Origin of the sequence: Mumia sp. ZJ1417 (assembly GCF_014127285.1) — a bacterium.
Classification (GTDB): domain Bacteria; phylum Actinomycetota; class Actinomycetes; order Propionibacteriales; family Nocardioidaceae; genus Mumia.
In genome coordinates, this window is record NZ_CP059901.1 from 879076 (window position 1) to 902203 (window position 23128).

At 71.6% G+C, this 23128-nt stretch carries 24 protein-coding genes and 1 tRNA gene; 20 read left to right on the forward strand and 5 right to left on the reverse strand.

Going from position 1 to position 23128, the window contains the following annotated elements:
* Positions 1 to 73: 73 nt before the first annotated feature.
* Complete coding sequence (locus tag H4N58_RS04185) at positions 74 to 529, forward strand: adenylyltransferase/cytidyltransferase family protein (protein ID WP_255490694.1); 456 nt, start codon at positions 74 to 76, stop codon at positions 527 to 529.
* A 4-nt stretch (positions 530 to 533) separates the two neighbouring features.
* On the opposite strand, the gene H4N58_RS04190 is transcribed toward H4N58_RS04185, so the two are convergent.
* Positions 534 to 1682 carry a glycosyltransferase family 4 protein gene (locus tag H4N58_RS04190; protein ID WP_167001711.1) on the reverse strand — a complete coding sequence of 383 codons (1149 nt, stop codon included), beginning with the start codon at positions 1680 to 1682 and terminating at the stop codon, positions 534 to 536.
* A 112-nt stretch (positions 1683 to 1794) separates the two neighbouring features.
* On the opposite strand from H4N58_RS04190, the gene H4N58_RS04195 reads away from it, so the two are divergent.
* From H4N58_RS04195 to mfd, 4 genes are all read left to right on the forward strand, one after another.
* Complete coding sequence (locus H4N58_RS04195; protein ID WP_167001712.1) at positions 1795 to 2541, forward strand: 3'(2'),5'-bisphosphate nucleotidase CysQ; 747 nt, start codon at positions 1795 to 1797, stop codon at positions 2539 to 2541.
* Positions 2542 to 2613: 72 nt separating this feature from the next.
* Positions 2614 to 3705, forward strand: coding sequence for an LCP family protein (locus H4N58_RS04200; RefSeq protein WP_167001713.1), 1092 nt, complete (start codon positions 2614 to 2616; stop codon positions 3703 to 3705).
* Positions 3706 to 3810: 105 nt separating this feature from the next.
* Complete coding sequence (locus H4N58_RS04205) at positions 3811 to 5004, forward strand: ScyD/ScyE family protein (RefSeq protein ID WP_167001714.1); 1194 nt, start codon at positions 3811 to 3813, stop codon at positions 5002 to 5004.
* A 105-nt stretch (positions 5005 to 5109) separates the two neighbouring features.
* Positions 5110 to 8697, forward strand: coding sequence for a transcription-repair coupling factor (gene mfd / locus H4N58_RS04210; protein ID WP_167248918.1), 3588 nt, complete (start codon positions 5110 to 5112; stop codon positions 8695 to 8697).
* Positions 8698 to 8748: 51 nt separating this feature from the next.
* On the opposite strand, the gene H4N58_RS04215 is transcribed toward mfd, so the two are convergent.
* On the reverse strand, positions 8749 to 9102 hold the full coding sequence (locus tag H4N58_RS04215; RefSeq protein ID WP_167001717.1) for an ArsC/Spx/MgsR family protein: 354 nt from the start codon (positions 9100 to 9102) through the stop codon (positions 8749 to 8751).
* Positions 9103 to 9184: 82 nt separating this feature from the next.
* On the opposite strand from H4N58_RS04215, the gene H4N58_RS04220 reads away from it, so the two are divergent.
* From H4N58_RS04220 to H4N58_RS04260, 10 genes are all read left to right on the forward strand, one after another.
* On the forward strand, positions 9185 to 9661 hold the full coding sequence (locus H4N58_RS04220; protein WP_347877917.1) for a Fur family transcriptional regulator: 477 nt from the start codon (positions 9185 to 9187) through the stop codon (positions 9659 to 9661).
* Positions 9654 to 11102, forward strand: a complete 1449-nt coding sequence (locus tag H4N58_RS04225) for a catalase (protein ID WP_167248916.1) — start codon at positions 9654 to 9656, stop codon at positions 11100 to 11102. Before H4N58_RS04220 ends, H4N58_RS04225 begins: the two co-directional genes overlap by 8 nt.
* Positions 11103 to 11189: 87 nt before the next feature.
* On the forward strand, positions 11190 to 11861 hold the full coding sequence (locus tag H4N58_RS20535) for a hypothetical protein (protein ID WP_243842888.1): 672 nt from the start codon (positions 11190 to 11192) through the stop codon (positions 11859 to 11861).
* Positions 11858 to 12778, forward strand: coding sequence for a MazG family protein (locus H4N58_RS20540; RefSeq protein WP_243845019.1), 921 nt, complete (start codon positions 11858 to 11860; stop codon positions 12776 to 12778). The genes H4N58_RS20535 and H4N58_RS20540 overlap by 4 nt, the downstream gene beginning before the upstream one ends.
* A gap of 259 nt (positions 12779 to 13037) precedes the next feature.
* Positions 13038 to 14315: a phosphopyruvate hydratase gene (gene eno, locus H4N58_RS04235; RefSeq protein ID WP_167001721.1), complete on the forward strand. Its 1278-nt coding sequence runs from the start codon at positions 13038 to 13040 to the stop codon at positions 14313 to 14315.
* Positions 14316 to 14318: 3 nt separating this feature from the next.
* Positions 14319 to 14882, forward strand: a complete 564-nt coding sequence (locus tag H4N58_RS04240; protein ID WP_167001723.1) for a septum formation initiator family protein — start codon at positions 14319 to 14321, stop codon at positions 14880 to 14882.
* Positions 14879 to 15415: a DUF501 domain-containing protein gene (locus H4N58_RS04245; protein ID WP_167248912.1), complete on the forward strand. Its 537-nt coding sequence runs from the start codon at positions 14879 to 14881 to the stop codon at positions 15413 to 15415. Before H4N58_RS04240 ends, H4N58_RS04245 begins: the two co-directional genes overlap by 4 nt.
* Positions 15412 to 16326, forward strand: coding sequence for a Ppx/GppA phosphatase family protein (locus H4N58_RS04250; protein ID WP_167248910.1), 915 nt, complete (start codon positions 15412 to 15414; stop codon positions 16324 to 16326). Before H4N58_RS04245 ends, H4N58_RS04250 begins: the two co-directional genes overlap by 4 nt.
* A 274-nt stretch (positions 16327 to 16600) precedes the next feature.
* Positions 16601 to 16891: a type II toxin-antitoxin system VapB family antitoxin gene (locus tag H4N58_RS04255; protein WP_167001728.1), complete on the forward strand. Its 291-nt coding sequence runs from the start codon at positions 16601 to 16603 to the stop codon at positions 16889 to 16891.
* The gene (locus H4N58_RS04260; protein WP_167001730.1) at positions 16888 to 17286 is read left to right on the forward strand and encodes a type II toxin-antitoxin system VapC family toxin; all 399 of its coding nucleotides are present in this window, start codon (positions 16888 to 16890) and stop codon (positions 17284 to 17286) included. The genes H4N58_RS04255 and H4N58_RS04260 overlap by 4 nt, the downstream gene beginning before the upstream one ends.
* Positions 17287 to 17307: 21 nt before the next feature.
* On the opposite strand, the gene H4N58_RS04265 is transcribed toward H4N58_RS04260, so the two are convergent.
* Positions 17308 to 17952: an NAD(P)-dependent oxidoreductase gene (locus H4N58_RS04265; RefSeq protein WP_167001731.1), complete on the reverse strand. Its 645-nt coding sequence runs from the start codon at positions 17950 to 17952 to the stop codon at positions 17308 to 17310.
* 108 nt (positions 17953 to 18060) lie between these two features.
* Between H4N58_RS04265 and H4N58_RS04270 the strand changes: the two genes are divergently transcribed.
* The 4 genes from H4N58_RS04270 (at position 18061) to H4N58_RS04285 (ending at position 20213) form a co-directional block, all read left to right on the forward strand.
* Complete coding sequence (locus tag H4N58_RS04270; RefSeq protein ID WP_243842890.1) at positions 18061 to 18444, forward strand: helix-turn-helix domain-containing protein; 384 nt, start codon at positions 18061 to 18063, stop codon at positions 18442 to 18444.
* Positions 18441 to 19259 (forward strand): uracil-DNA glycosylase, encoded by an 819-nt coding sequence (locus tag H4N58_RS04275; protein WP_167249804.1) that lies wholly within the window; start codon positions 18441 to 18443, stop codon positions 19257 to 19259. Before H4N58_RS04270 ends, H4N58_RS04275 begins: the two co-directional genes overlap by 4 nt.
* Positions 19252 to 20046 carry a hypothetical protein gene (locus tag H4N58_RS04280; RefSeq protein WP_167248908.1) on the forward strand — a complete coding sequence of 265 codons (795 nt, stop codon included), beginning with the start codon at positions 19252 to 19254 and terminating at the stop codon, positions 20044 to 20046. Before H4N58_RS04275 ends, H4N58_RS04280 begins: the two co-directional genes overlap by 8 nt.
* Positions 20047 to 20139: 93 nt before the next feature.
* Positions 20140 to 20213: transfer RNA gene (locus H4N58_RS04285), tRNA-Leu, on the forward strand.
* A gap of 14 nt (positions 20214 to 20227) precedes the next feature.
* Here the strand turns inward: H4N58_RS04285 and H4N58_RS04290 are convergent.
* Both H4N58_RS04290 and H4N58_RS04295 read right to left on the reverse strand, forming a co-directional pair.
* The gene (locus tag H4N58_RS04290; RefSeq protein ID WP_167248906.1) at positions 20228 to 20701 is read right to left on the reverse strand and encodes a GNAT family N-acetyltransferase; all 474 of its coding nucleotides are present in this window, start codon (positions 20699 to 20701) and stop codon (positions 20228 to 20230) included.
* Positions 20702 to 20725: 24 nt separating this feature from the next.
* Positions 20726 to 22075, reverse strand: coding sequence for an FAD-binding oxidoreductase (locus H4N58_RS04295; RefSeq protein ID WP_167248904.1), 1350 nt, complete (start codon positions 22073 to 22075; stop codon positions 20726 to 20728).
* A gap of 114 nt (positions 22076 to 22189) precedes the next feature.
* Between H4N58_RS04295 and sigJ the strand changes: the two genes are divergently transcribed.
* Positions 22190 to 23116 (forward strand): RNA polymerase sigma factor SigJ, encoded by a 927-nt coding sequence (gene sigJ, locus H4N58_RS04300; RefSeq protein WP_167001739.1) that lies wholly within the window; start codon positions 22190 to 22192, stop codon positions 23114 to 23116.
* Positions 23117 to 23128: the final 12 nt, after the last annotated feature.

Sequence of the window (23128 nt, forward strand, 5' to 3'; positions counted from 1 at the left end):
CCGATTATGGACATTCCGCGACGAGATACCCCCCGTGCGCTCTAGTCTCGTTGCTGCTGGAAGTCTCGGAGAGGTGATCCCATTGAGCCACGTCGTCGGGTACGCGCCCGGAGTGTATGACCTGTTCCACGTCGGCCACCTCAACGTGCTCAAGCAGGCCAAGGAGCGCTGCGACTTCCTCATCGCGGGTGTCGTCTCCGACGAGATGTGCGTCCGCGCGAAGGGCTTCGAGCCGTTCGTGCCGATCGCCGAGCGCGTCGAGATCGTCCGCCACATCAGCGTCGTCGACGACGTCCACGTCGAGGTCGTGCCCGACAAGCTGGCGACCTGGGAGGTGCTGCGCTTCGACCGCATCTTCAAGGGCGACGACTGGCGCGGCACGCCCCGCGGCGACAAGCTCGAGCGCGACTTCGCGTCGGTGGGTGTCGAGGTCGTCTACTTCCCCTACACGGTTCACACGTCGAGCACCCAGTTGCGCCGTGCCCTGGGCAGGGTCGAGGACCTTCCGGCGATGGCGGTCGAGGCCTGACCGGTCAGCGGCGGGCCGCCGACGCGACCACGTCCTGCATCTCTTCGGCGTAGCGCTGCGGCGAGAACATCGTGGTCGCGCGGTTCCTGCCGCCGTCGACCAGCCGAGCGGTCAGGGCGGGATCGTCCAGGATCCGTCCGACCTGGGCGGCCATCGTCTCGGCGTCGTCGACAGGCGCGAGCAGCCCGGACTCGCCGTCGACGACCGACTCGAGATGTCCCTGTACGGCGGTCGCGACGACGGGGCGCCCCGCCAGCTGGGCCTCGATCACCGCGTTGCCGAGCGACTCTCCGCGGGACGGGGCGAGCAGCACGTGGGCACGACCGAGCGCCGGCCAGATCGGGGCGACGTGCCCGGAGAAGTGTACCCGTCCGGCCAGCAGCGGGCGTGAGGCGCGCTCGCGGAGCTCTGCCTCGTACGCGGTCTGGTCCGTGAGTGCACTCCCGCACAGCTCGAGCTCGACGTCCCGCCCCTGCGCGATGAGTCGCTCCAGGACGTCGAGCGCGACGTGGGGCGCCTTGCGGGCGGACAGGCGTCCGACGACGAGCAGGCGCCGGGCACCCCACGGCGGTGGCGCGGGCGCCGTGTCGGGTCCGCGTACGCCGTTGTGGACGAGGCGCACCTGCTCACCAAGGCGGGGGTTGACGTCGGCGAGCTCAGAGACGGTGGCCTCGCTGTTCGCGACGACCGTCGTCGCGAGCGCGAGGGGGCGGGCCAGGGCGACCCGCAGCGGCCGGGGGTCGGACTGCTCGGCCTCGTGGACGTGGCACACGACCGGGACCCGGTGGGCGCGCGCGAGCGCGGTCCACCACGGCAGCGTGAGCGTGTTCACGAGCACGACGTCCGGACGGGCGGTGCGCAGCGCCTGCGTGGCGCGGGGGGCCGCGCCCGCGAGGTCGCGCGCCAGCCGCAGCAGGCCGACCGGGGAGGCGTATGCGCGACGCAGCGCCGGGAATCCAAGGGCGATGGCCTCGGCGCCGTCCTCGCGCAGCATCGCGAGGAGCGGACCGTCGCTGCCTGCGGCCACGCGGACGCGCCACCCTGCGGCGAGCAGGGCGCGTACGGTCTCGCGCAGCTGGAGGTCGGAGCCGTAGACGTCGGCTGACGGTGTCGCCACCAGCACGGTGCCGCGAGGCGTCCTGGTCGAGGGCATGCGGTGTAGTCCTCCTCATGTCGGCCAGCCCAGCGTAGCGGGCGGCCCACTGTGACGGGCCTCGTTGACTCCCGTGGTCGGGCTGCGCTGAGGGTGGCGACAGAATGGGCGCATGACGTTCGCTGACGACGGCGCCCTGGCAGTCTGGCTGGCCGAGCAGGCCGGCACCGAGCTCCTGGAGGTCCGCCGCGGCGGGCTGGAGGGCAAGGCGCTCAAGGACGCCGGTGACGCGGCGAGCCAGGCGGTCCTCGCGCGGCTGCTGGCCGAGCACCGGCCGGGCGACGCCGTCCTCAGTGAGGAGGCCGCCGACGACGCGGCCCGCATCGCCGCCGAGCGTGTGTGGATCATCGACCCGCTCGACGGCACGCGCGAGTTCTCCGAGCCGCCTCGCGACGACTGGGCCGTCCACGTCGCGCTGTGGGAGCGCGGTGACCTGACCGTCGGCGCGGTCGCGCAGCCCGCGCTGGGGGAGACCTTCAGCACCGCGTCGCCGCTCACCGTGCCGTCGCGGGGCGAGGGGCCGGTCCGGATCGCGGTCAGCCGCAGCCGCCCTCCGGCGTTCGTCGGCGAGCTGGCCGAGGAGATCGGCGCCGAGCTGGTCCCGATGGGGTCTGCCGGGGTCAAGGTGATGTCGGTGGTCCGGGACCTCACCGATGTCTACGTCCACGCGGGCGGTCAGTACGAGTGGGACTCGGCTGCGCCGGTCGTGGTCGCCCGCGCCGCCGGTCTGCACACCAGCCGTGCGGACGGTCGTCCGCTGGAGTACAACCGCGAGAACCCGTGGCTTCCGGACCTCCTCGTCTGCCGTCCCGAGCTGGCCGAGACCGTCGCCTCGTTCGTCGCCGGCCGCCTGGGCTGAGGCCGGGACCACACCACCCGTCGGCCCGTTCGTGCGCGCACCTCACCGCTATCTGCGTACGCTGGCGCTGCGATGAACGAGAGCCCCACGACCGACGAGACCAACGAGCCGGCGCCCGACGCGGCGTCGGCACCGCCGCAGTCCCCGCGTCGGCGTCACACGCTGCGCAACGTCCTCCTCGGCCTGCTGGCGTGCGTCGTGGTGCTTGCGCTCGCCCTCGGCGGGGTCGCGTGGTATCTCCAGGAGCGCCTCGTGGGGCAGGTCGACCGTGTCGACGACGCGTTCACCGGGCTGGAGAACCGTCCCGCGCCCGCGCAGGGCGACGGAGTGAACATCTTGCTCATGGGCACCGACCGGCGCTCGGACGAGCCCACGACGGGCGACGACGCCGACTCCCCGGCCTGGCTCCCGGGTGAGCAGCGCACCGACTCGCTGATGGTGCTCCACGTCGACGCCGACCGCGAGGGGGCGTCGATCGTCTCGATCCCGCGCGACTCCTGGGTGACCATCCCCGGGTACGGCGAGAACAAGATCAACGCGGCGTTCTCCTTCGCCGGGCCCTCGCTCGCGGTCGAGACCGTGGAGCAGCTCACCGACCTGCGCATCGACCACATCGCGATCGTCGACTGGGACGGCTTCCGCGAGCTGACCGACGAGCTCGGCGGCGTCGAGGTCGTCGTCCCGGAGACCGTCCATGACTCCGCCCGAGACAAGACGTGGGAGGCCGGGACGCACCGCATGGACGGCGAGGAGGCGCTGCTCTACGTCCGCCAGCGGTACGGACTTCCCGGGGGCGACTTCGACCGGATCAAGCGGCAGCAGAACTTCCTGCGGGCCCTGATGGGTCAGACGCTGTCGGCCGACACCCTGAGCAGCCCCACCAAGGCGTACGGCGTCCTCGACGCGGTGACCGAGCACCTGACCGTCGACGCCGAGTGGACCACGGGCGACATGCGCGGGCTGCTGCTGTCGCTGCGCAACCTGCGTGCCGACGACATCGCGTTCACCACCGCTCCGGTCAAGGGCACCGGGCGCGAGGGCGCCCAGAGCGTTGTCCGGCTCGACCGCGACAAGGGGCGCGAGCTGTGGGGCGCGGTCCGGGAGGACCGGGCCGCCGAGTGGGTCGAGGCCAACGCGGCGGGTCTCCCGGCGTCCGTCAGCTGACGCGTATTGGTGAAATGTCCGGATTCTCGTCTGGTTCGGGTGCGAGTGTCTGCGGTGTCCACCGGTCGATCTCGGCGACTCTCAGCAGACCCACGGGGGAATTCCATGAGACGAGCACCTGTCCTCGTCGTCGGTGCCGCAACGGCGCTGACGCTCGGCCTCGCGATCGCGCCTGCTCAGGCGCACGGCGGTCACAAGCCGCCCAGGCCACCGGCTGCCACGACGGTGGCCGACGGATTGTTCACCGCCCTGAGCTCGGCCGTCGCCCGCGACGGAACGGCGTACGTGACCCAGAACTTCTCCGGCACCCTCACCAAGATCCCCAAGCGAGGAGCCCGGAGCGACATCTACCAGGCGACGCCGCCGGCGGGCTCTGAGCAGCCGCCCGAGGTCGGTGGCGTGTCGGTCGCGCGCAGCAAGGTCCTGTTCGCGGAGACGGGCTTCTCCGGCGATCCGGAGAACCCGGGCGGGTTCACCGGCATCAAGTCGATCGACAGGCGCGGAACCGTCAAGGTCGTCGCGGACACCGGGGCGTACGAGATCGCGAACAACCCCGACGGCGACGTCGTCTACGGTGCGCGCGGCATCAGCGCCGAGTGCGCGGCGCAGTGGCCCGCACCCGATCCGGAGACGGGAGAGGGCCCGCCGCCCTCCACGTACACCGGTGACGTCAACCCGCACCCGTACGCGACGCTGCCGGGGCCGTTCGGCACCACCTTCGTCGCCGACGCGGGCGCGAACTCGATCCAGCGGATCAGCGCGAGCGGGCGGATCACGACGCTGGCGCTCATGCCCGGGCAGCCGCTGAAGATCACCGCCGAGCTCGCGGGGGCGTTCGGGATCCCGGCGTGCGCGGTCGGCCTGTCGTACTACTTCGACCCGGTGCCGACCGACGTCGAGTGGGGACCCGACGGCTGGCTCTATGTGTCGCTGCTGCCCGGCGGTCCTGAGGACCCGAGCCTCGGTGCGCGCGGCGCGGTCTACAAGGTCAACCCGGTCTCCGGCCGGACCGTGAAGGTCGCGGGCGGCTTCCTCGGCGCGACGAACCTCGCGGTGACGCCGAAGGGCGACATCTACGTGGCGGAGATCTTCGGCAACCAGCTGTCCGTGCTCAAGCGCGGCAGCCGTACGCCGAAGCCGTTCGCGCCGCTGCCGTGGGCGACCTCGGTCGAGTACGCCGGCGGCTCGCTGTACGCGACGTCGTCGCCCGAGCTCGAGGACCTGTTCGCCGGCAGGCCGCCAGCACCGGAGTCGACGCTCGTGAAGTACAGGCTGTCGCAGCACCGTCACCGCCGCTGACGGAGAGGAGTCTCGACATCGGTGTCGTCCGTGCGACGCCGATGTCGAGACCTCTGTCTGGCGGGCGATGAGGTACGGCTGGGGCGTGCGACTAGGCTGGAGACGATGTCCTTGCACGCCTTGGCCGAGGTCGTCGCCGCCGATCCCACGCTCGCCCGTACGGTCGCAGACCGTCGCGCGGGCGTGACGGCGCTCGACCTGTCGGCCCCTCCGTCCCTGCGTCCGTTCCTCGCCGCTGCCCTGGCGCCGGCGAGCCCGGTCGTGCTCGTCGTGACCGCGACTGCCCGCGAGGCAGAGGAGCTGAGCGAGGAGATCGGGTCGCTCATCGGCCCGGATCTCGTCGCGGACTTCCCTGCGTGGGAGACCCTGCCGCACGAGCGGCTGTCGCCCCGCTCGGACACCGTCGGCCGACGCCTCGCGGTGCTGCGACGCATCTCGCATCCCGGCTCCACCCCGGACGCGGGCCCGCTCAAGGTCGTCGTCGCGCCGATCCGGTCGGTGCTCCAGCCCCAGGTCAAGGGCCTGGCCGACCTCGTGCCGGTCACGCTGCGGCGTGGCGACGAGGCCGACCTCGAGGACCTGGTCCGCGGCCTCGCAGACGCGGCGTACTCGCGTGTCGACCTGGTGACCAAGCGGGGCGAGTTCGCCGTCCGCGGCGGCATCATCGACGTGTTCCCGCCGACCGAGGACCACCCGTTGCGTGTCGAGTTCTTCGGCGACGAGGTCGACGAGATCCGCCACTTCTCGGTCGCCGACCAGCGCTCGACCGATCCTGTCGACCACGTGTGGGCGCCGCCGTGCCGCGAGCTGCTGCTCACCGACGAGGTCCGGGCGCGGGCCCGCGAGCTCGCCGACGCGCACCCCGAGCTCGCCGAGATGCTCGACAAGCTGGCCGAGGGGGTGGCGGTCGAGGGCATGGAGTCGCTCGCGCCCGCTCTCGTCGACGGCATGGAGCTGCTGGTCGACCTGTTGCCGTCCGACGCGACGGTGCTCGTCTGCGACCCCGAGCGTGTCCGTACGAGGGCGCACGACCTCGTGGCGACGAGCGAGGAGTTCCTCGCGGCGTCCTGGGCGGCCGCTGCCGGCGGCGGCAAGGCGCCGATCGACCTCGGCGCGGCGGCGTACTGGAGCCTCGGCGACGTCCGCCAGCACACCCTCGCGTCCGGGCGGGCCTGGTGGTCCACGTCGCCGTTCGTGAGGGACGAGGAGGTTTCGACAGGCTCGGTTTCGACAGGCTCAACCACCGGTGGCTCGGTTTCGACAGGCTCAACCATCGGGGACGCCGACAGCGTCAACCTGCCGTTCGCGCCGACCCCGTCATACCGCGGCGAGGTCGAGCGCGCCCTGGTCGACCTCAAGGGCTGGCTGTCCGCGGGCACCCGCGTCGCGCTCGTGACGCCGGGCGAAGGGCAGGCGGCGCGCAGCGTGGAGGTGCTCGGCGAGCACGACATCCCGGGCCGGTTCCACGCCTCGATCACCGCCGACGACCTCACCCCCCACCTCGTCCATGTGGTCTGCGGCGAGATCGACCACGGCTTCGTCGCCGAAGGCGTCGACCTCGTCGTCCTCACCCAGGACGACCTCGTCGGTCAGACCGCCGCCGCGCCGCGCGACGACCGCAAGATGCCCTCGCGGCGCAAGAAGCAGATCGACCCGCTCGAGCTGACCCCCGGCGACTACGTCGTCCACGAGCAGCACGGCGTCGGCAAGTACGTCGAGATGATGCAGCGGACGGTGCAGGGCGCGGTCCGCGAGTACCTCGTCATCGAGTACGCCGCCTCCAAGCGCGGCCAGCCGGCGGACCGGCTCTTCGTGCCGACCGACCAGCTCGACCAGGTCACCCGCTACGTCGGCGGCGAGCAGCCGAGTCTCGACCGGCTCGGCGGCGCCGACTGGAACAAGCGCAAGTCGCGTGCGCGCAAGGCGGTCAAGCAGATCGCCGGCGAGCTCATCAAGCTGTACGCCGCGCGGCAGGCGACGCAGGGCCACACGTTCGGCGCGGACACCCCGTGGCAGCGCGAGCTCGAGGACGCCTTCCCGTACCACGAGACGCCCGACCAGCTCGCGACGATCGACGAGGTCAAGCGCGACATGGAGCGGCCCGTCCCGATGGACCGGCTGGTCTGCGGCGACGTCGGCTACGGCAAGACCGAGATCGCGGTGCGTGCGGCGTTCAAGGCGATCCAGGACGGCATGCAGGTCATCGTCCTGGTGCCGACGACGCTGCTCGTGCAGCAGCACTTCGCGACGTTCTCCGAGCGCTACGCCCAGTTCCCGGTCGTTCTCAAGGCGCTGTCGCGGTTCCAGACCGAGAAGGAGTCCAAGGAGGTCCTCGACGGGCTGGCCAACGGCTCGGTCGACCTCGTCATCGGCACGCACCGCCTGCTCCAGAAGGGCGTCAAGATCCCCAAGCTCGGGCTCGTCGTCGTCGACGAGGAGCAGCGCTTCGGCGTCGAGCACAAGGAGGCGCTCAAGACGCTGCGCGCCGCGGTGGACGTCTTGTCGATGTCGGCGACTCCGATCCCGCGCACGCTCGAGATGGCCGTGACAGGCATCCGCGAGATGTCGACGATCCAGACCCCGCCGGAGGAGCGGCACCCGGTGCTCAGCTTCGTCGGCCCGTACGAGGACCGGCAGGTCGTGGCGGCGATCCGGCGCGAGCTGCTGCGCGACGGGCAGGCGTTCTACATCCACAACCGGGTCAACTCGATGGACAAGGCCGTCAAACGGCTCCACGACCTCGTGCCCGAGGCCCGCATCGCGATGGCGCACGGGCAGATGGGCGAGCACCAGCTCGAGCAGATCATGCTCGACTTCTGGGAGAAGAAGTACGACGTGCTGGTCTGCTCGACGATCGTGGAGTCGGGCCTGGACGTCTCCAACGCCAACACGATGATCGTGGAGCGGGCCGACATGCTCGGTCTCTCGCAGCTGCACCAGCTCCGTGGACGCGTCGGGCGTTCGCGCGAGCGGGCCTACGCCTACTTCCTCTACCCGCCGGAGAAGCCCCTCACCGAGACCGCGCACGAGCGGCTCTCGACGATCGCGCAGCACTCCGAGCTCGGCGGCGGCATGGCGATTGCGATGAAGGACCTCGAGATCCGCGGTGCCGGCAACCTGCTCGGCGGGGAGCAGTCGGGCCACATCGCCGACGTCGGGTTCGACCTGTACGTCCGGCTGGTCGGCGAGGCCGTCGCGGAGTACCGCGGCGATCAGGGTGAGGACGTGCACGAGGTCAAGCTCGAGCTCCCCGTCGACGCGCACCTGCCGCACGACTACGTGCCGAGTGAGCGGCTGCGCCTCGAGATGTACAAGCGCCTCGCCGACGTCCGTACCGACGAGGAGGTCGCCGAGGTGCGCGACGAGCTCGTCGACCGGTACGGCGAGCCGCCCGCTGCGGTCGACGCGCTGCTCGGTGTCGCCCGGCTGCGGGTGCGGGCCCGCGACGTCGGCATCTCCGAGCTCACGGTGGCGGGCAACAACATCCGGATCTCCGGAGTCGACCTGCCGGAGTCGCGCCAGATGCGGCTCAAGCGTGTCTATCCGGGCTCGGTGGTCAAGGCCACGGCGCAGCTCCTGCTCGTGCCGCGGCCCAAGACCGCGAAGGTCGCGGGTCAGCCGCTGCGTGACGCCGAGCTGATGGACTGGTGCCGCACGCTGATCGACACCGTCATCGCTCCCTCCGCCCCCTGACCCCGGGTCGGTCTCTGCCGGCTCTCGGGTCGATTCCTGCCGGGTCCCGGGTCAGTTCCCGACGACCCGCGCCAGCGTCTCGGGATCGCGCGCGATCACCGTCGTGCCGTCGTCGGTGGTAATGATCGGGCGCTGGATCGCCGACGGGTGCGCGACGAGGCCCGCCAGCCACTCCGCACGGTGCTCGGCGTCCTTCGGGATCGCGGTCAGCCCGGCGTCGCGGGCCTCCTTCGGGCGGGCGACGTCCCACGGCTCGAGCCCGAGCCGCTGCACCACGGCGGCGAGCTCGTCGACCGTCGGCGGCTCCTCGAGATAGCGCCGTACGGTGTAGTCCGCACCGGCCTCGTCGAGGGCGGCCACGGCGGTGCGGCACTTGCTGCAGGCGGGGTTCACCCAGATCTCCATGCGCCGAGCGTAGGACGCGGCTCTGTCCGCCGCGGCAGCCGCCCGGCTTGCAGCGCACCAGATCCCGACGCACGGTGGAGAGGTGCCGGGGACCAAGATCTGGGATGCCGAGTCGGAGCTGCGCGGCGCTGGGATGAGGGTGACGCGCCAGCGGATCGCCGTCCTGAGCGCCCTGCGCGAGCGCCCGCACGCGAGCGCCGAGACCCTCATCGCGATGACCCGCGACGCGCTCGGCTCGGTGTCCGTCCAGGCGGTGTACGACGTGCTGGCCGCGTGCACGGAGCGCGGCCTCGTACGGCGGATCCAGCCGGCGGGATCCCCGGCGCTGTTCGAGACCCGGACAGCCGACAACCACCACCACCTCGTGTGCGAGGTCTGCGGGCGTATCGACGACGTCGACTGCGCGGTCGGGTCCGCGCCGTGCCTCGTACCGAGCGACACGCACGGGTACGACATCGCGGCCGCCGAGGTCGTGTTCTGGGGGACGTGCGCCCCGTGCGGCTCCCGTGAGCCGGCGATCGTCGGTGCCACCAGCGACAGGGGAGTGAACGATGACTGATCCGACCACCACGAACGCGGGGATCCCGGTCGAGAGCGACGAGCTCTCGCTGACGCAGGGAGACCTCGGATCGATCGTGCTGCACGACCACTACCTGATCGAGAAGATGGCGCAGTTCAACCGCGAACGGGTGCCCGAGCGGGTCGTGCACGCGAAGGGTTCGGGCGCGTTCGGTGAGCTCGAGATCACCGGTGACGTGAGTGCCTACACGAAGGCCTCGCTCTTCCAGCCGGGCAAGAAGACCCCGATGGTGGCGCGCTTCTCGACCGTCGCGGGGGAGCAGGGGAGCCCCGACACGTGGCGCGACCCCCGTGGCTTCGCGCTGAAGTTCTACACCGACGAGGGCAACTACGACATGGTCGGCAACAACACGCCGGTCTTCTTCGTCCGCGACCCGATGAAGTTCCAGGACTTCATCCGCTCGCAGAAGCGAATGCCCGACTCCGGCCTGCGCGACCACAACATGCAGTGGGACTTCTGGAGCCTGTCCCCGGAGTCGGCGCACCAGGTGATCTGGCTGATGGGCGACCGGGGCATCCCGAGGTCGTACCGGAACATGGACGGCTTCAGCTCCCACACGTACCAGTGGATCAACGAAGCCGGCGACCGCTTCTGGGTGCGCTACCACTTCAAGACCAAGCAGGGCATCGACTTCCTGACGCAGGAGGACGCCGACCGGCTCGCCGGGAGCGACCCTGACCTGCACCGCAAGGACCTCTTCGACGCGATCGCCGACGGCAACTTCCCGAGCTGGTCGCTCGAGGTGCAGATCGTGCCGTTCGAGGAGGCGGAGTCGTACCGGTTCAACATCTTCGACCTCACCAAGACGATCTCGCAGAAGGACTACCCGCGGATCCCGGTCGGGACGATGACGCTCAACGAGAACCCGCAGAACTTCTTCGCACAGATCGAGCAGGCAGCCTTCGAGCCCAGCAACCTCGTCCCCGGCGTGTTCATCAGCCCGGACAAGATGCTGCTCGGCCGCGTGTTCTCGTACGCCGACACGCACCGCTACCGGATCGGCACCAACTACACGCAGCTGCCGGTGAACGCACCGAAGTCGCCGGTGCACACCTACTCCAAGGAGGGGGCGATGCGATACGCGTGGAACGACCCGTCGCTCCCGGTCTACGCGCCCAACTCGTACGGGGGCCCCGCGGCGGACACGCAGCGCCTCACCGACGGCAAGGGCTGGGCCGCGTCCGGCGAGCAGATCCGTGCTCCGTACGACCTGCACCCCGAGGACGACGACTTCGGGCAGCCGGGCACGCTCTACCGCGAGGTGCTCGACGACGCCGCGCGCGCCCGCCTCGCCCACAACATCGCGGGGCACCTCGCGGACGGCGTGACGGACGAGGTGCTGCAGCGGGTATGGGTCTATCTCGGCAACGTCGACGTCGACCTCGCGACCGCGGTCCAGAAGGAGATGGGCACGCTCTAGGGTTGCTGGTCCGGCGTGGTCGGTGCAAGGACGTGTGGTTAGGCTGAGTCCCGCGTCACGTCACCCGTACGAGAGGACCGTTCCCGCATGCCCCACCGTCCCGCTCTGCGCCCGCTCCTCGCCGCCGCTGCGGCCTCGCTGATGCTCGCCGGCTGCGGGTCGACCTTCCCAGGCGACGCGGTGGTGGTGGGTTCGTCGACCCTGTCGATGGACCGCTTCGACACGCTCGCCGACGCCGGATGCACCTATCTGGCGACGGTCGCGACCTCGCAGGGCGGTCAGGCTCCCGCGCAGGGCCAGGTCCGTCAGGTGATCGCGACCCAGCAGCTCCAGCTCGCCGGCGCGCGCAAGGTCGCCGACGACCGCGGCATCGAGGTGCCGCCGTCGCAGTACGCGCTGCAGCCGGCCGACCTCGAGCAGTTGGAGACGATGTTCGGTGGCGACCAGTTCGACGACATCGTCGAGATCCTCGAGCGCGACTTCGAGAGCCAGGCGCTGCGGACCGCGATCGGTGCAGACGACACCGGGACCGCTCCGACCCAGGAGAACGCCGAGCAGCTGATGGGGGCCGGCACCGAGGTCGTCTCCGAGGAGCTCGTACGCGTCGACGCCGCGGTCGATCCGCGCTTCGGGATCTCCAACGACGGGCAGCCCGACCCGGCGCTGCAGCTGTCGGTCTCGCGCGAGCAGCTCGACCAGATCGACCCCACGACGCTCCCGGCCAACCAGCAGTGCCGCGGCGTAGAGTCGAGCGAGTGAGGATCCTCGTCACCAGCCCGCGTGTCGCTCCCGGCCTGCTGACGGCAGCGGGGTGGGACGCGCTCCGTGAAGCCTCGCTCGTCCTCGCCCCTGAGGACGATCCGACTGTCGAGGCCGTGCGCGCAGCAGGCGTCGACGTGCGCGTCGAGCCGCTCGGCCGACTGGACGACGTGTCCGCCGACACCGTCTGGATCGCCCCGACCGGCGATGTGGAGTGGGCCCACGCCCTGGCCGACACGCTTCTGGCCCGCTCCGAGAGCGGCACCGAACCCGTCGGTGAGGTCGAGATCGTCTTCGGGTCGTACGACCTCCCGGGCGCGCGGCTGCTCGACCTCGTGGCGGTGATGGACCAGCTGCGCGTCGAGTGCCCCTGGACGCGCGAGCAGACGCACGCCTCGCTCCAGCAGTACCTGCTCGAGGAGTCGTACGAGGTGCTCGACGCGCTCGACCGCGGCGACACCGACGAGCTGCGCGAGGAGCTCGGCGACCTCCTCATGCAGGTCGTGTTCCACGCGGCGGTCGCCGCACGACCGGTCGACGGCGTGAGCGACGACGGCTGGGACATCGACGACGTCGCCGCCGGGATCGTCGAGAAGCTCGTCCGCCGCAACCCCCACGTCTTCGGCGACGGCGACGCGGCCACGGCCGACGAGGTCGATGCCGCGTGGCAGCGGCTCAAGGCGACCGAGAAGCAGCGGACCTCGGTGCTCGACGGTGTGCCCCCGACGCTGCCCGCGCTGGCGTACGCTGACAAGGTCGTGGGGCGGCTGCAGCGCGCAGGCGAGGTGGCGGCGCCAGCGGGTGACTCGCTCGGAGAGCGCCTGCTCGCCCTGGTGATCGAGGCGCGGGCGGCGGGTCAGGACCCGGAGGCTGCGCTGCGCCGTACGGTCAACGCCCTGGTGCCGTCGGTCGAGTAGGGCGAGCGCTGGCGGAGACCGTTTCGAGGCCACGGGCGGGTGCTCGGCGACGTGTCGAGTCGGTCGCTGAGTGTGTCGAAGTGGCGCCGAGTGGTCTCGTACGTCCGCGCCCTTGGGGGCTCGGACTCCTCGACCAGCGGAAGATCGGGGGCTCGGGTTGCCCGGCCGTCGGCGCGCCACGGCACGGACGAGGACGACCCCGACGGGTGTGCCTCTTAGGATGTGTACGAACCCCACCGTCCTGCACTAGGAGTCCGTAGTGGCAAGCATCGAAGCTGTCGGAGCCCGAGAGATCCTCGACTCGCGCGGCAACCCCACGGTCGAGGTCGAGGTGGCCCTCGACGACGGCACGATCGGTCGGGCCGACGTCCCGTCCGGCGCGTCGACCGGCAAGTTCGAGGCCGTCGAGCTGCGTGACGGCGGCGAGCGGTACGGCGGCAAAGGCGTCCAGAAGGCCGTCGATGCCGTCAACGAGGTGATCCACCCGGAGATCCTGGGCCTCGACGCCGACGAGCAGCGCTACATCGACGCGACGCTGCTGCGCCTGGACGGCACCCCCAACAAGGCGCAGTTCGGTGCCAACGCGATCCTCGGCGTCTCGCTCGCAGTCGCTCGTGCGGCCGCGCAGTCGGCGGGTCTCCCGCTGTTCCAGTACGTCGGCGGAGCCAACGCCCACGTGCTCCCGGTCCCGATGATGAACATCCTCAACGGCGGCGCCCACGCCGACACCGACGTGGACATCCAGGAGTTCATGATCGCGCCGATCGGCGCCTCGAGTTTCGCCGACGCGCTCCGCCAGGGCGTCGAGGTCTATCACGCGCTCAAGTCGGTCCTGAAGTCCGACGGACTCGCGACCGGCCTTGGCGACGAGGGCGGCTTCGCTCCCAACCTCAGCTCCAACCGCGCTGCTCTCGACCTCATCGCGAAGGCCGTCGAGACCACCGGCCTCAAGCTCGGCACCGACATCGCGCTCGCGCTCGACGTCGCCGCGTCGGAGTTCTACGGTGATGGCGCGTACCGCTTCGAGGGTGCGCCGAAGTCGGCCGCCGAGATGACCGCCTACTACGCCGACCTCGTCGCCTCGTACCCGATCGTCTCGATCGAGGACCCGCTCGACGAGGACGACTGGGACGGCTGGAAGGCCATCACGAGCGAGCTCGGCGACAAGGTCCAGCTCGTCGGCGACGACCTGTTCGTCACCAACTCCGAGCGCCTCCAGCGCGGCATCGACGAGCACGCGGGCAACGCGCTGCTCGTCAAGGTCAACCAGATCGGCACGCTCACCGAGACGCTCGAGGCCGTCGACCTCGCGCACCGCAACGGCTACCGCTGCATGATGAGCCACCGCTCAGGCGAGACCGAGGACACCACGATCGCCGACCTCGCCGTCGCGACCAACTGCGGCCAGATCAAGACCGGTGCCCCGGCGCGGTCCGAGCGGGTCGCGAAGTACAACCAACTGCTCCGCATCGAGGAGCTGCTCGACGACGCCGGCACCTACGCCGGACGCGCGGCGTTCCCCCGGCTGAAGGCCTGACGCGTGCCGTCCCCGTCGCGCCGCGACCCGAGGAGGAGCCCCGCCGGCCGGCCGGGTGCGCCTCGTCGTGGTCGTGGCGCGACACCGGCCGCCGAGGCCGTCACCACGTACGGACGCCCGCGCCTGACCCGCCGCATGGCGGTGCTGCTGCTGGTGCTGCTGGTGCTCGCCATCTCGTACGCGTCGAGCCTGAAGGCCTTCCTCCAGCAGCGCGACGCCCTCGCGACGGCGCGGGCGCAGATCGCCGAGTCCACGCAGGCGCTCGACGACCTCGAGAAGCAGAAGGCTCGCTTCGACGATCCCGAGTACGTCGAGCAGCAGGCGCGCTCGCGCTTCGGCTGGCTGATGCCGGGCGAGGTCGGGTTCACCGTGCTCGGCCCTGACGGCAAGCCCGTCGGCAAGGGCCCCGAGCTGCCCGACGCGTCCCCGACCAGCGCTGCGCAAACCGAGTGGTACTCCACGCTGTGGACGTCGGTGGAGCGCGCCGGCGGAGTGCCCGACCCCACGACCCCCGCGACGTCGCCCGACGTCGTCGTGACGCCGAAGAAGCAGGACGAAGGACAGTGACCGACCCGATTCCCCCGACCCAGGCCGACCTCGACGCGATCCGCGAGCAGCTCGGCCGTACACCGCGGGGCGTGGTCGAGATCGCGAGCCGCTGCCCGTCCGGGCACCCCAACGTCGTCAAGACCGAGCCCCGCCTGCCGGACGGTACGCCGTTCCCGACGCTGTACTACGTCACGTGCGCGCGGATCAACGGCATGCTCGGCACGCTCGAGGCGTCCGGGCTGATGCGCGAGATGAGTGAACGGCTCGCCGAGGATCCCGAGCTCGCGGCCGCATATCAGCGCGCGCACGAGTCGTACCTCGCCGAGCGGCGGCAGATCGCCGATGTGCCCGAGATCGACGGGGTGTCGGCCGGCGGCATGCCGACCCGCGTGAAGTGCCTGCACGTGCTCGCGGGCCACGCGCTGGCGAAGGGGCCGGGCGTCAACCCGCTCGGCGACGAGACGATCCGCGTGCTCGGCGACTGGTGGACAGGGACGACCTGCGACGGTCCTGGCGCCCCGCCTGCGCAGCTCCAGAGCGACACGCCGTGACGCGAGTCGCCGCGATCGACTGCGGCACGAACTCGATCCGGCTGCTCGTCACAGACCTCGACGCGGACACCGGCACGGCGGACGACCAGGTTCGGCAGATGGAGATCGTGCGGCTCGGCTACGGCGTCGACCGTACGGGCAGGCTCGACGTCCGCGCGTTGGAGCGGACGTTCGCTGCGTGTGAGGACTACGCACGGGTGATCGCCGAGCTCGGTGCGGAGCGGGTCCGGTTCGTCGCGACGTCCGCGACGCGCGACGCCGACAACGCCGACGTGTTTGCGGACGGCGTGCGCGAGCGCCTCGGAGTCGGCCCCGACGTCGTCACCGGCTCGGAGGAGGCCGCGCTGTCGTTCGCGGGGGCGGCGCGCGACCTGCCCGGTGTCGCGCAGCCCGTCCTCGTCGTCGACCTGGGTGGAGGCTCGACGGAGCTGATCCTGGGCGAGGACGGTGTCGCGGGGGCCGAGCAGTCGCTCGACATCGGCTCCGTACGGATGACCGAGCGCCACCTGCGCAGCGACCCGCCGACCGCGGCGGAGATCGTGGAGTGCGCAGCGGACGTCGACGCGGTCCTTGACGCGAGCACGGTGGACGTCGCGCAGGCCCGTACGGTCGTGGGTGTCGCGGGCACGATCACGACGGTGGCCGCGCACGTGCTCGGCCTCGAGGAGTACGACTCCACCCGCATCCACCACGCGCAGCTGCCCGTCGCGGACGTCCTCGCCTCGTGCGACGCGCTCCTCGCCGCGTCGGTCGAGGAGCGCCGGTCGTGGTCGTTCATGCATCCCGGGCGCGCGGACGTGATCGGTGGGGGAGCGGTGATCCTGTCGCGCCTCCTCGCTCGTACGACACCCGACGCGCTCGTCGTCTCCGAGCACGACATCCTCGACGGCATCGCCTGGTCGCTGGTCTGAGCGCGGCTCAGGCGCCGATCGCAGTGACGGACCGGGCGCCCCAGACCTTCTGGAGGATGCCATCGAGCACGTGCGCACGGTCGAACTGCAGCGCCCACGCGCGTGCGGCCTCCGCGCGCCGGACCCGTCGCCCGGTCGTGGTCGAACGCGTTGCGCCACCCCGCCGCGTACGGGTCGAGCTCGGCGACCAGCGTCTTCTCGCCGACGTGCTTGTGCGCCACCCCGCGCAGCAGGTAGTCCTCCCCGTACGTAGCGCAAACGCTCGTTCCGCGGGGTGTCCGCGGCGGCGTTTCGCCACGGTGACGGTTGCCTGACGGGCACCCACGCCCTCGTCCGCCGGCTCGCCGAGGTCACGGGCACGAGCCAGACCAGCGCCGTCGAAGATGCGGTACGACGGCGGCTGGCCGAGCTGGAGGCCGAAGGCGCGTCGGTGGTGCAGGCGGCCGACCACCAGCGCGTCGAGCGACTGCTCGTCGAGTTCCGACGCGACCTCACCGACGAGGACCGACGCACGATGAGCCTCGCTGACGACGCTGTGTACGACGAGCACGGGCTCCCGCGGTGATCGTCGATACGTCGGCGCTCGTCGCGATCCTGCTGGGCGAGCCGGAGGCCGAGGCCCTGACCGCAGCACTCCTTGCGGACCCCGAGCCGAGGATCTCGACCGCGACGCTCGTCGAGCTGTACGCGGTGGTCGACAGCCGGTCGGCCCCGCAGCAGCGCCGTCGTGTCGACCGGCTGCTCGAGGCCTTCGGGGTCGTCCCCGTCGCGTTCACCGCCGCGCATGCGGCGATCGCGCGCGACGCATACCGCGACTTCGGGTGCGGGAGCGGCCACCCCGCACAGCTCAACCTCGGTGACTGCTTCGCCTATGCACTCGCTTCGGCGGAGCGCGAGCCGCTGCTGTCCGTCGGCGACGACTTCCTCCACACCGACATTCCGTCGGCGCTCGCACTCTGAGCGGCCCGCTCCGCCTGCGCCCTACGAGGTGTGGCGCTCCACGCCCACGTGCGTCCGCGACACGCTCGGCGCGTCGACCTCGTCGAGCAGAGCGCGCGCGAAGTCCTCGTACGTGATGCGGCTGTCCGCGTCGGCCGGCGCCACCGCGTACCCGCCGGTCGACGTCCCGCCGTGGTCGAAGTCCCCGGAGGGCGACAGCGACACCCAGTCCAGCCCGTCGCCGGCCTCCGCGAACGCGTCGGTCGCGGCGGCGTGCGCAAGGAAGAAGTCGCGGTGCTCGTTCGGATAGCCGCCGGTGTCCATCAGCGGCGTGCCGTCCGCCGTCGGCAGCAGCGACGCGAGCCCCACCCACACCAGCCGCGTCACCCCGGCGTGCGCGAGCCCGGTGGTCAAGGCGTGCGCGGTGGCGACGAAGAACCCCCGCGGGTCCGTCGAGGACGTGTCGTACACCGCCGCGACCACCGCGTCGTGCCCCGCCGCAAGCGTGCCGAGCGTGTCCGCGTCTGTGACGTCGCCCGCGACGAGCGTGACGCCCGGCCCGGCGAGGTCCCCGTACCGTCCGGGATCTCGGACCACCGCCGTCACCTCGTGCCCGCGCCGTACGGCCTCTGCGGTCGCAGCGCGACCTGCCCGCCCTCCGGCCCCGACGACCATGATCTTGCCCATCCCCATACCTCCTGCGTGGTGTCACCGGCGCCCTGCCGGAGCCCGGACGCTAGCGAGAGGGCTGGTTTCCGTTCGGAAACCGTCGTGCCTCGTGACTAGGGTGGTCAGGTGCTCGCGCCTCTCGATCCCGACATGTTCGATCCCGCGTGCCCGTCCTCGCTGTCGCCGGTCCGGGTGGGCGACAAGTGGGGTGCGCTGATCGTGCGCTGCCTCGCCGAGGGGCCGCGCCGTTTCGGTGAGCTGAGGGTCCCGCTGCGGGGCATCACCGCCAAGGTGCTGACGTCGTCGCTGCGGACGCTGGAGCGCGAAGGCTACGTCCTCCGTACGGAGGTGGCCGGCCGTGAGCGCCGTGTCGACTACGCGCTCACCGACCTCGGACGCAGCCTCCTGACACCGCTCGACGCGGTGTGCTCGTGGGCCGACGAGCACTGGGACGAGATCCTCGACGCCGCCGACGCGGCGCTCACGCGCGACCGGGCGGTGTCGCTCTGACGTCCACCGACTTCACCTCACCGGTCACCCCGGGGACGGGGTGGCCCGACGATCGGGCGACGCCCACGACGCCGGTCGCGCACGACGCCGAGCAGGTACGCGAGCTGGCGGCGTCCGCGGCTCCGCTGCACGAGCTCGACGCCCGCGTCTCTGTCTGCCGGGCGTGCCCGCGGCTGGTCGAGTGGCGCGAGGAGGTCGCCGTCACGAAGCGGCGCGCGTTCGCCGACGAGCCATACTGGGGCCGCCCGATCCCCGGCTGGGGCGACCCTGACCCACGGGTGCTGATCGTCGGCCTCGCGCCGGCCGCGCACGGCGGCAACCGTACGGGGCGGATCTTCACCGGCGACCGCTCGGGCGACTGGCTCTTCGCGTCCCTCCACCGGGTCGGGCTCGCCGCGCAGGCGACCAGCGTCCACGCCGGCGACGGCCAGCGGCTGATCGGTGGCCGCATGGTCGCTGCCGTCCGCTGCGCACCGCCCGCGAACAAACCCACCACGGAGGAGCGCGACACGTGTGCACCCTGGCTGGAGGAGGAGCTGCGTCTCGTCCTCCCGTCGGTCCGCGCGATCGTCGCGCTCGGGTCGTACGGATGGGATGCGACGCTGCGGACCTTCGCTGCGCTCGGGGCGAAGGTGCCGAGGCCACGGCCGAAGTTCGGGCATGGTGTCGACGCCACACTCCCGAAACCTTCGGGCGGTACGGTCCACCTCCTGGGCTGTTTCCACCCCAGCCAGCAGAACACGTTCACAGGACGGCTCACCGAGCCCATGCTCGACACCGTCATGGCACGCGCAAAGGAGGTCAGCGATGCCTGAGGAGACCACCACCCAGACCCACGCGGGAGTGGCGGGCCGCTTGGTCGACCTGCTCGTCCAGGTCTACGGAGAGGCGCCGCCCGTCACGCTCACCGCCTGGGACGGGTCCCGGGTCGAGCCGGAGGTCGGAGACCGGGCGATCGAGGCCCACATCGAGTCCCGCCGTACGGTCAGACGCCTGGTGTGGTCTCCGGGGCAGACCGGCATCGCGCGCGCCTACATCGCCGGCGAGCTCACCGTCGAGGGCGACCTCGAGGCGGCGGTACGGCTGATGCGCGACTACGTGGAGCACGCGTCGGCCAAGCGTGCGCTCGAGGCCGCCGACCGGCGCGAGGTGCTGCGGCTGACCGTGCAGCTCGGGGCGGTCGGGCCTGCGCCGCGTGGGCCGAACGAGCCGGTCGACGCGGTCACGGGCTATCTGGACGTCCCTGCGCAGCTGCGCGACGAGCTGCCCCCGGAGTTGGCCGACGCGGTCCTCGGCGACACGCAGCGCGGCGGCGACGCCCGTACGGAGGTCGTCTACACCGACCCCGAGCCACTGAGCGCCACGATCGCTCGGTGGGAGGGCGACGGTCTCGTCGTCGACGCCGTACGCGAGGTGGTCGCCGAGGAGCGTGAGCGTCTCGCACGCATCGGCGGGCGTCTCGTCGCGCACTGGGACGCCGTGGTCGAGGCCGTCGGAGCGCAGCACGCGCGGATGTGGCGGCTCTCGCTGGTCCTCGTCCGGGACAACCTTGAGAGGCGGACGATCCGCGCGTACGAGATCGCCGGCACCTCCGCCCCCTGAGCCCCCGGGTCGGTTCTGCCCGCTCCCGGGTCGGTTTCTAGCGCCCCCGGGTCACTGCACGCCCGCACACCCGGTACGGGACAATGGCGCCACGCTCCTGTAGCCCAACCGGCAGAGGCAGACGGCTTAAACCCGTCTCAGTGCGGGTTCGAATCCCGCCGGGAGCACGGCGCCGCGTCGTTCAGCGGGCGATCTCGTGCGCGAAGTAGTACGCCCGCTCGCCGGTCTCCTCGACGATTCCGGAGAATCCGTGGCGCTCGTAGAACCGCTGGGCGTCGAGGTCGGCCTCGTCGACGTTGATCTCGATCAGGTCGATGCCGTGGTCGCGCGCGTACGCGAGGAGCAGGTCGACCACGGCCGAGCCGATCCCGCGCCCTCGCAGCTGGGGCACCACGTACAGCTCGTCGAGCACCGCCACGCTGCCGTCGACCCAGACGTTCGGCCGCAACGTCACCAGCGCGACTGCGTCGAGCGGCGAGCCGGCGGCGATCGCGATCACCGCCGGGTCGCCGAGCAGCGTACGCAGGCGCGGTGCGAGCACGTCGACGCCCGGGGACGGCCAGCCGTACTCGGTGTTGAAGTCGTCAAGGAGGCCCGCGATCTGTGTGGCATCGTCGGTGGTCGCGAGACGTGGGACGGAGGGGTCGGTCGCCATGCGTCACCGTACGACGCGCAGACGTCAGCGGGGGGCGAAGACACCGTCCGGGTCATGCGCCTGACGCACCGCGGTGAGCCTCTCCCGCGTCGCCTGCGGCCAGGTGCGCGCCGCCTGGCCGGGGTCGCGCGGGTCCGACATCCAGTTGGGTGTCAGGTGCTCTGAACGCCACGGGGCGAGCGCGTCCTCGAGCTGCGCGAACACGCCCGGCAGGACCTCGGGGAACAGCGTCGGGTCGGGAGCACCGAGCATCGACAGCGTGTAGTCGAAGTCGCGGTAGCCGGCCGCCGTCGTGTCGTCCTTCTCGTCGCGCATCGCGCCGCCGAGGTGCCGCACCTCGAGTCCCATGATCGGCAGCTCCGCGCCGGGTCCGACGAGGGCGAGCACCGCCTCGGCGAGGTCGGCGTCGACGTGGGTCAAGGTCGTCCCGCGTACGAATCCGGGGCCGGGCTCCGTCGGGTCGTTGGTGATCCGCGCGACGTCGGCGAGCGCCAGCGGCCCGAGGTCGTCGAGGTAGACGGTGCCCAGCTCGCGCAGCGGCTTGGTGAGCTGCTCGCCCTCGTCGGCCGTTCCCGGGTACGCGACGTGCAGCGCGAGCAGGTGTCGACCGCGCATCGGGTCCGGGATGAAGTCCAGGTCGGGGAAGCGGATGATCATGCCGCTCGTCGTGACGTCGGCCGGCGCCGTCTTCGTCCACTCCAACCAGCGCGTGTACGGATCCGTGCTCTCGGCCAGGTCGAAGAACAGGGTCCCAGCGTACAAACCCGGCATCGGGACCAGCGAGACAGTGATCTCGGTGACCACACCGAGGCCGGTCTTGCCGCCGCGCAGCGCCCACAGGAGCTCGGCGTCACCCGCGTCGGAGGCGTCGACGACCTCGCCCGCGCCGGTGACGACGCGTGCGGACACGAGGCGGTCGGAGGCGAAGCCGTGGCTGCGCGCGAGCGGGCTGAGCCCGCCGCCGAGGAGGAACCCGACGACTCCGACGTTGGTCGAGGAGCCGGTGACCGGAGCGAGGCCGTGCTCGGCAGCGGCGGTCACGACCGGCGCCCACCGGGTGCCACCGCCGATCGTGGCCGTACGGGCCTGCGGGTCGACGGTCACGGAGCTCAGTGCGCCGAGGTCGAGCAGGATCCCCGTGTCGTACGAGGCGTGGGCGCCGTGGCCCGTCGTGTGCAGGTGTACGGGGACGCCGGCCGCCCGGGCGAACCGGACGGTCTCGACGACGTCGTTCTCGTTCGTGGCACGGACGACGACGTCGGGGCTGTGCTGGATCGTGAGGTTGAATGCCGTCGCGCCTGCGGTGTAGTCGTCCTCGCCCCGGGCGCGGAGCGGCCCGTCCAGCTGATCCTGGAGTGCGGCGTAGTCGGTCATCGGTGACTCCTTCATCGTTCTCGATGGTCTCTCTGTGATGACGACGCAGCGCGCTGGAATGTGAGGTCGTCCGAGAAATGACGCGTGTCAGTGCTTCGAGGCAGGATCGAAGGCATGACTCTCGCCCAGCACGAGACGCTCGCGGATCTCGAGCCCGCCGGGGCCCGTGGCGTGCTTCTCGACGTGACCTACCGGATGCTCGGCTCCTTCGCGGAGGCCGAGGACGCCGTGCAGGAGACGTACGCCCGCTGGTACGCCCTCAGCCCTGCTGAGCGCGGCGCGATCGCACGCCCGACCGGCTGGCTCGTCCGTGTCGCGAGCCGCGTCTGCCTCGATGTGCTCGGGTCGGCCCGCGCGCGCCGCGAGAAGTACGTCGGCGAGTGGCTCCCGGAGCCGGTGCCGAGCCCGGCGCGCTGGTCGAGCCAGGCGTCCGGCTCGACCGACCCCGCCGAGCGTGTCACGTCGGACGAGACGGTCGGCATGGCGTTCCTCATCGTCCTCGAGACCATGACTCCGGCCGAGCGTGTGGCGTTCGTCCTCAAGGATGTCTTCGCGTTCCCGTTCGACGAGATCGCCGCCGCCCTCGGTCGCAGCCCGGCCGCCTGCCGACAGCTGGCGTCGTCCGCGCGCCGGCGGGTCCGCGACGCCGAGGGCGCGGAGGCGTCGCTAGCGGCCGCCGGGGCCGCCTCCGCCGAGGCCGAGGTGGTGGCGGCGTTCCGGCGCGCCTGGGAGACGGGCGACCTGGACGGACTCCTCGGCGTCCTCGATCCCGAGGCGACCGTGATCGCCGACGGCGGGGGCAAGGTCGCCGCGGCGCTCGAGCCGATCGACGGTGCGGCGGCGGTCGCTCGCTTCTTTGCCGACGTCCTCGTCAAGGCGCCGAGCCTGGTCTTCACCGAGGACGAGGTCAACGGTCGGCCCGGGGTGCTCGTCTGGGATGGCGACATGCTGGTGACGGTCATGGCCGTCGACGTCCGTGACGGCCGGGTCGTGCACGCGTGGGCGGTGCGCAACCCTGACAAGCTCCGCCTGTGGCGCTGAGCCCGCGCGTCA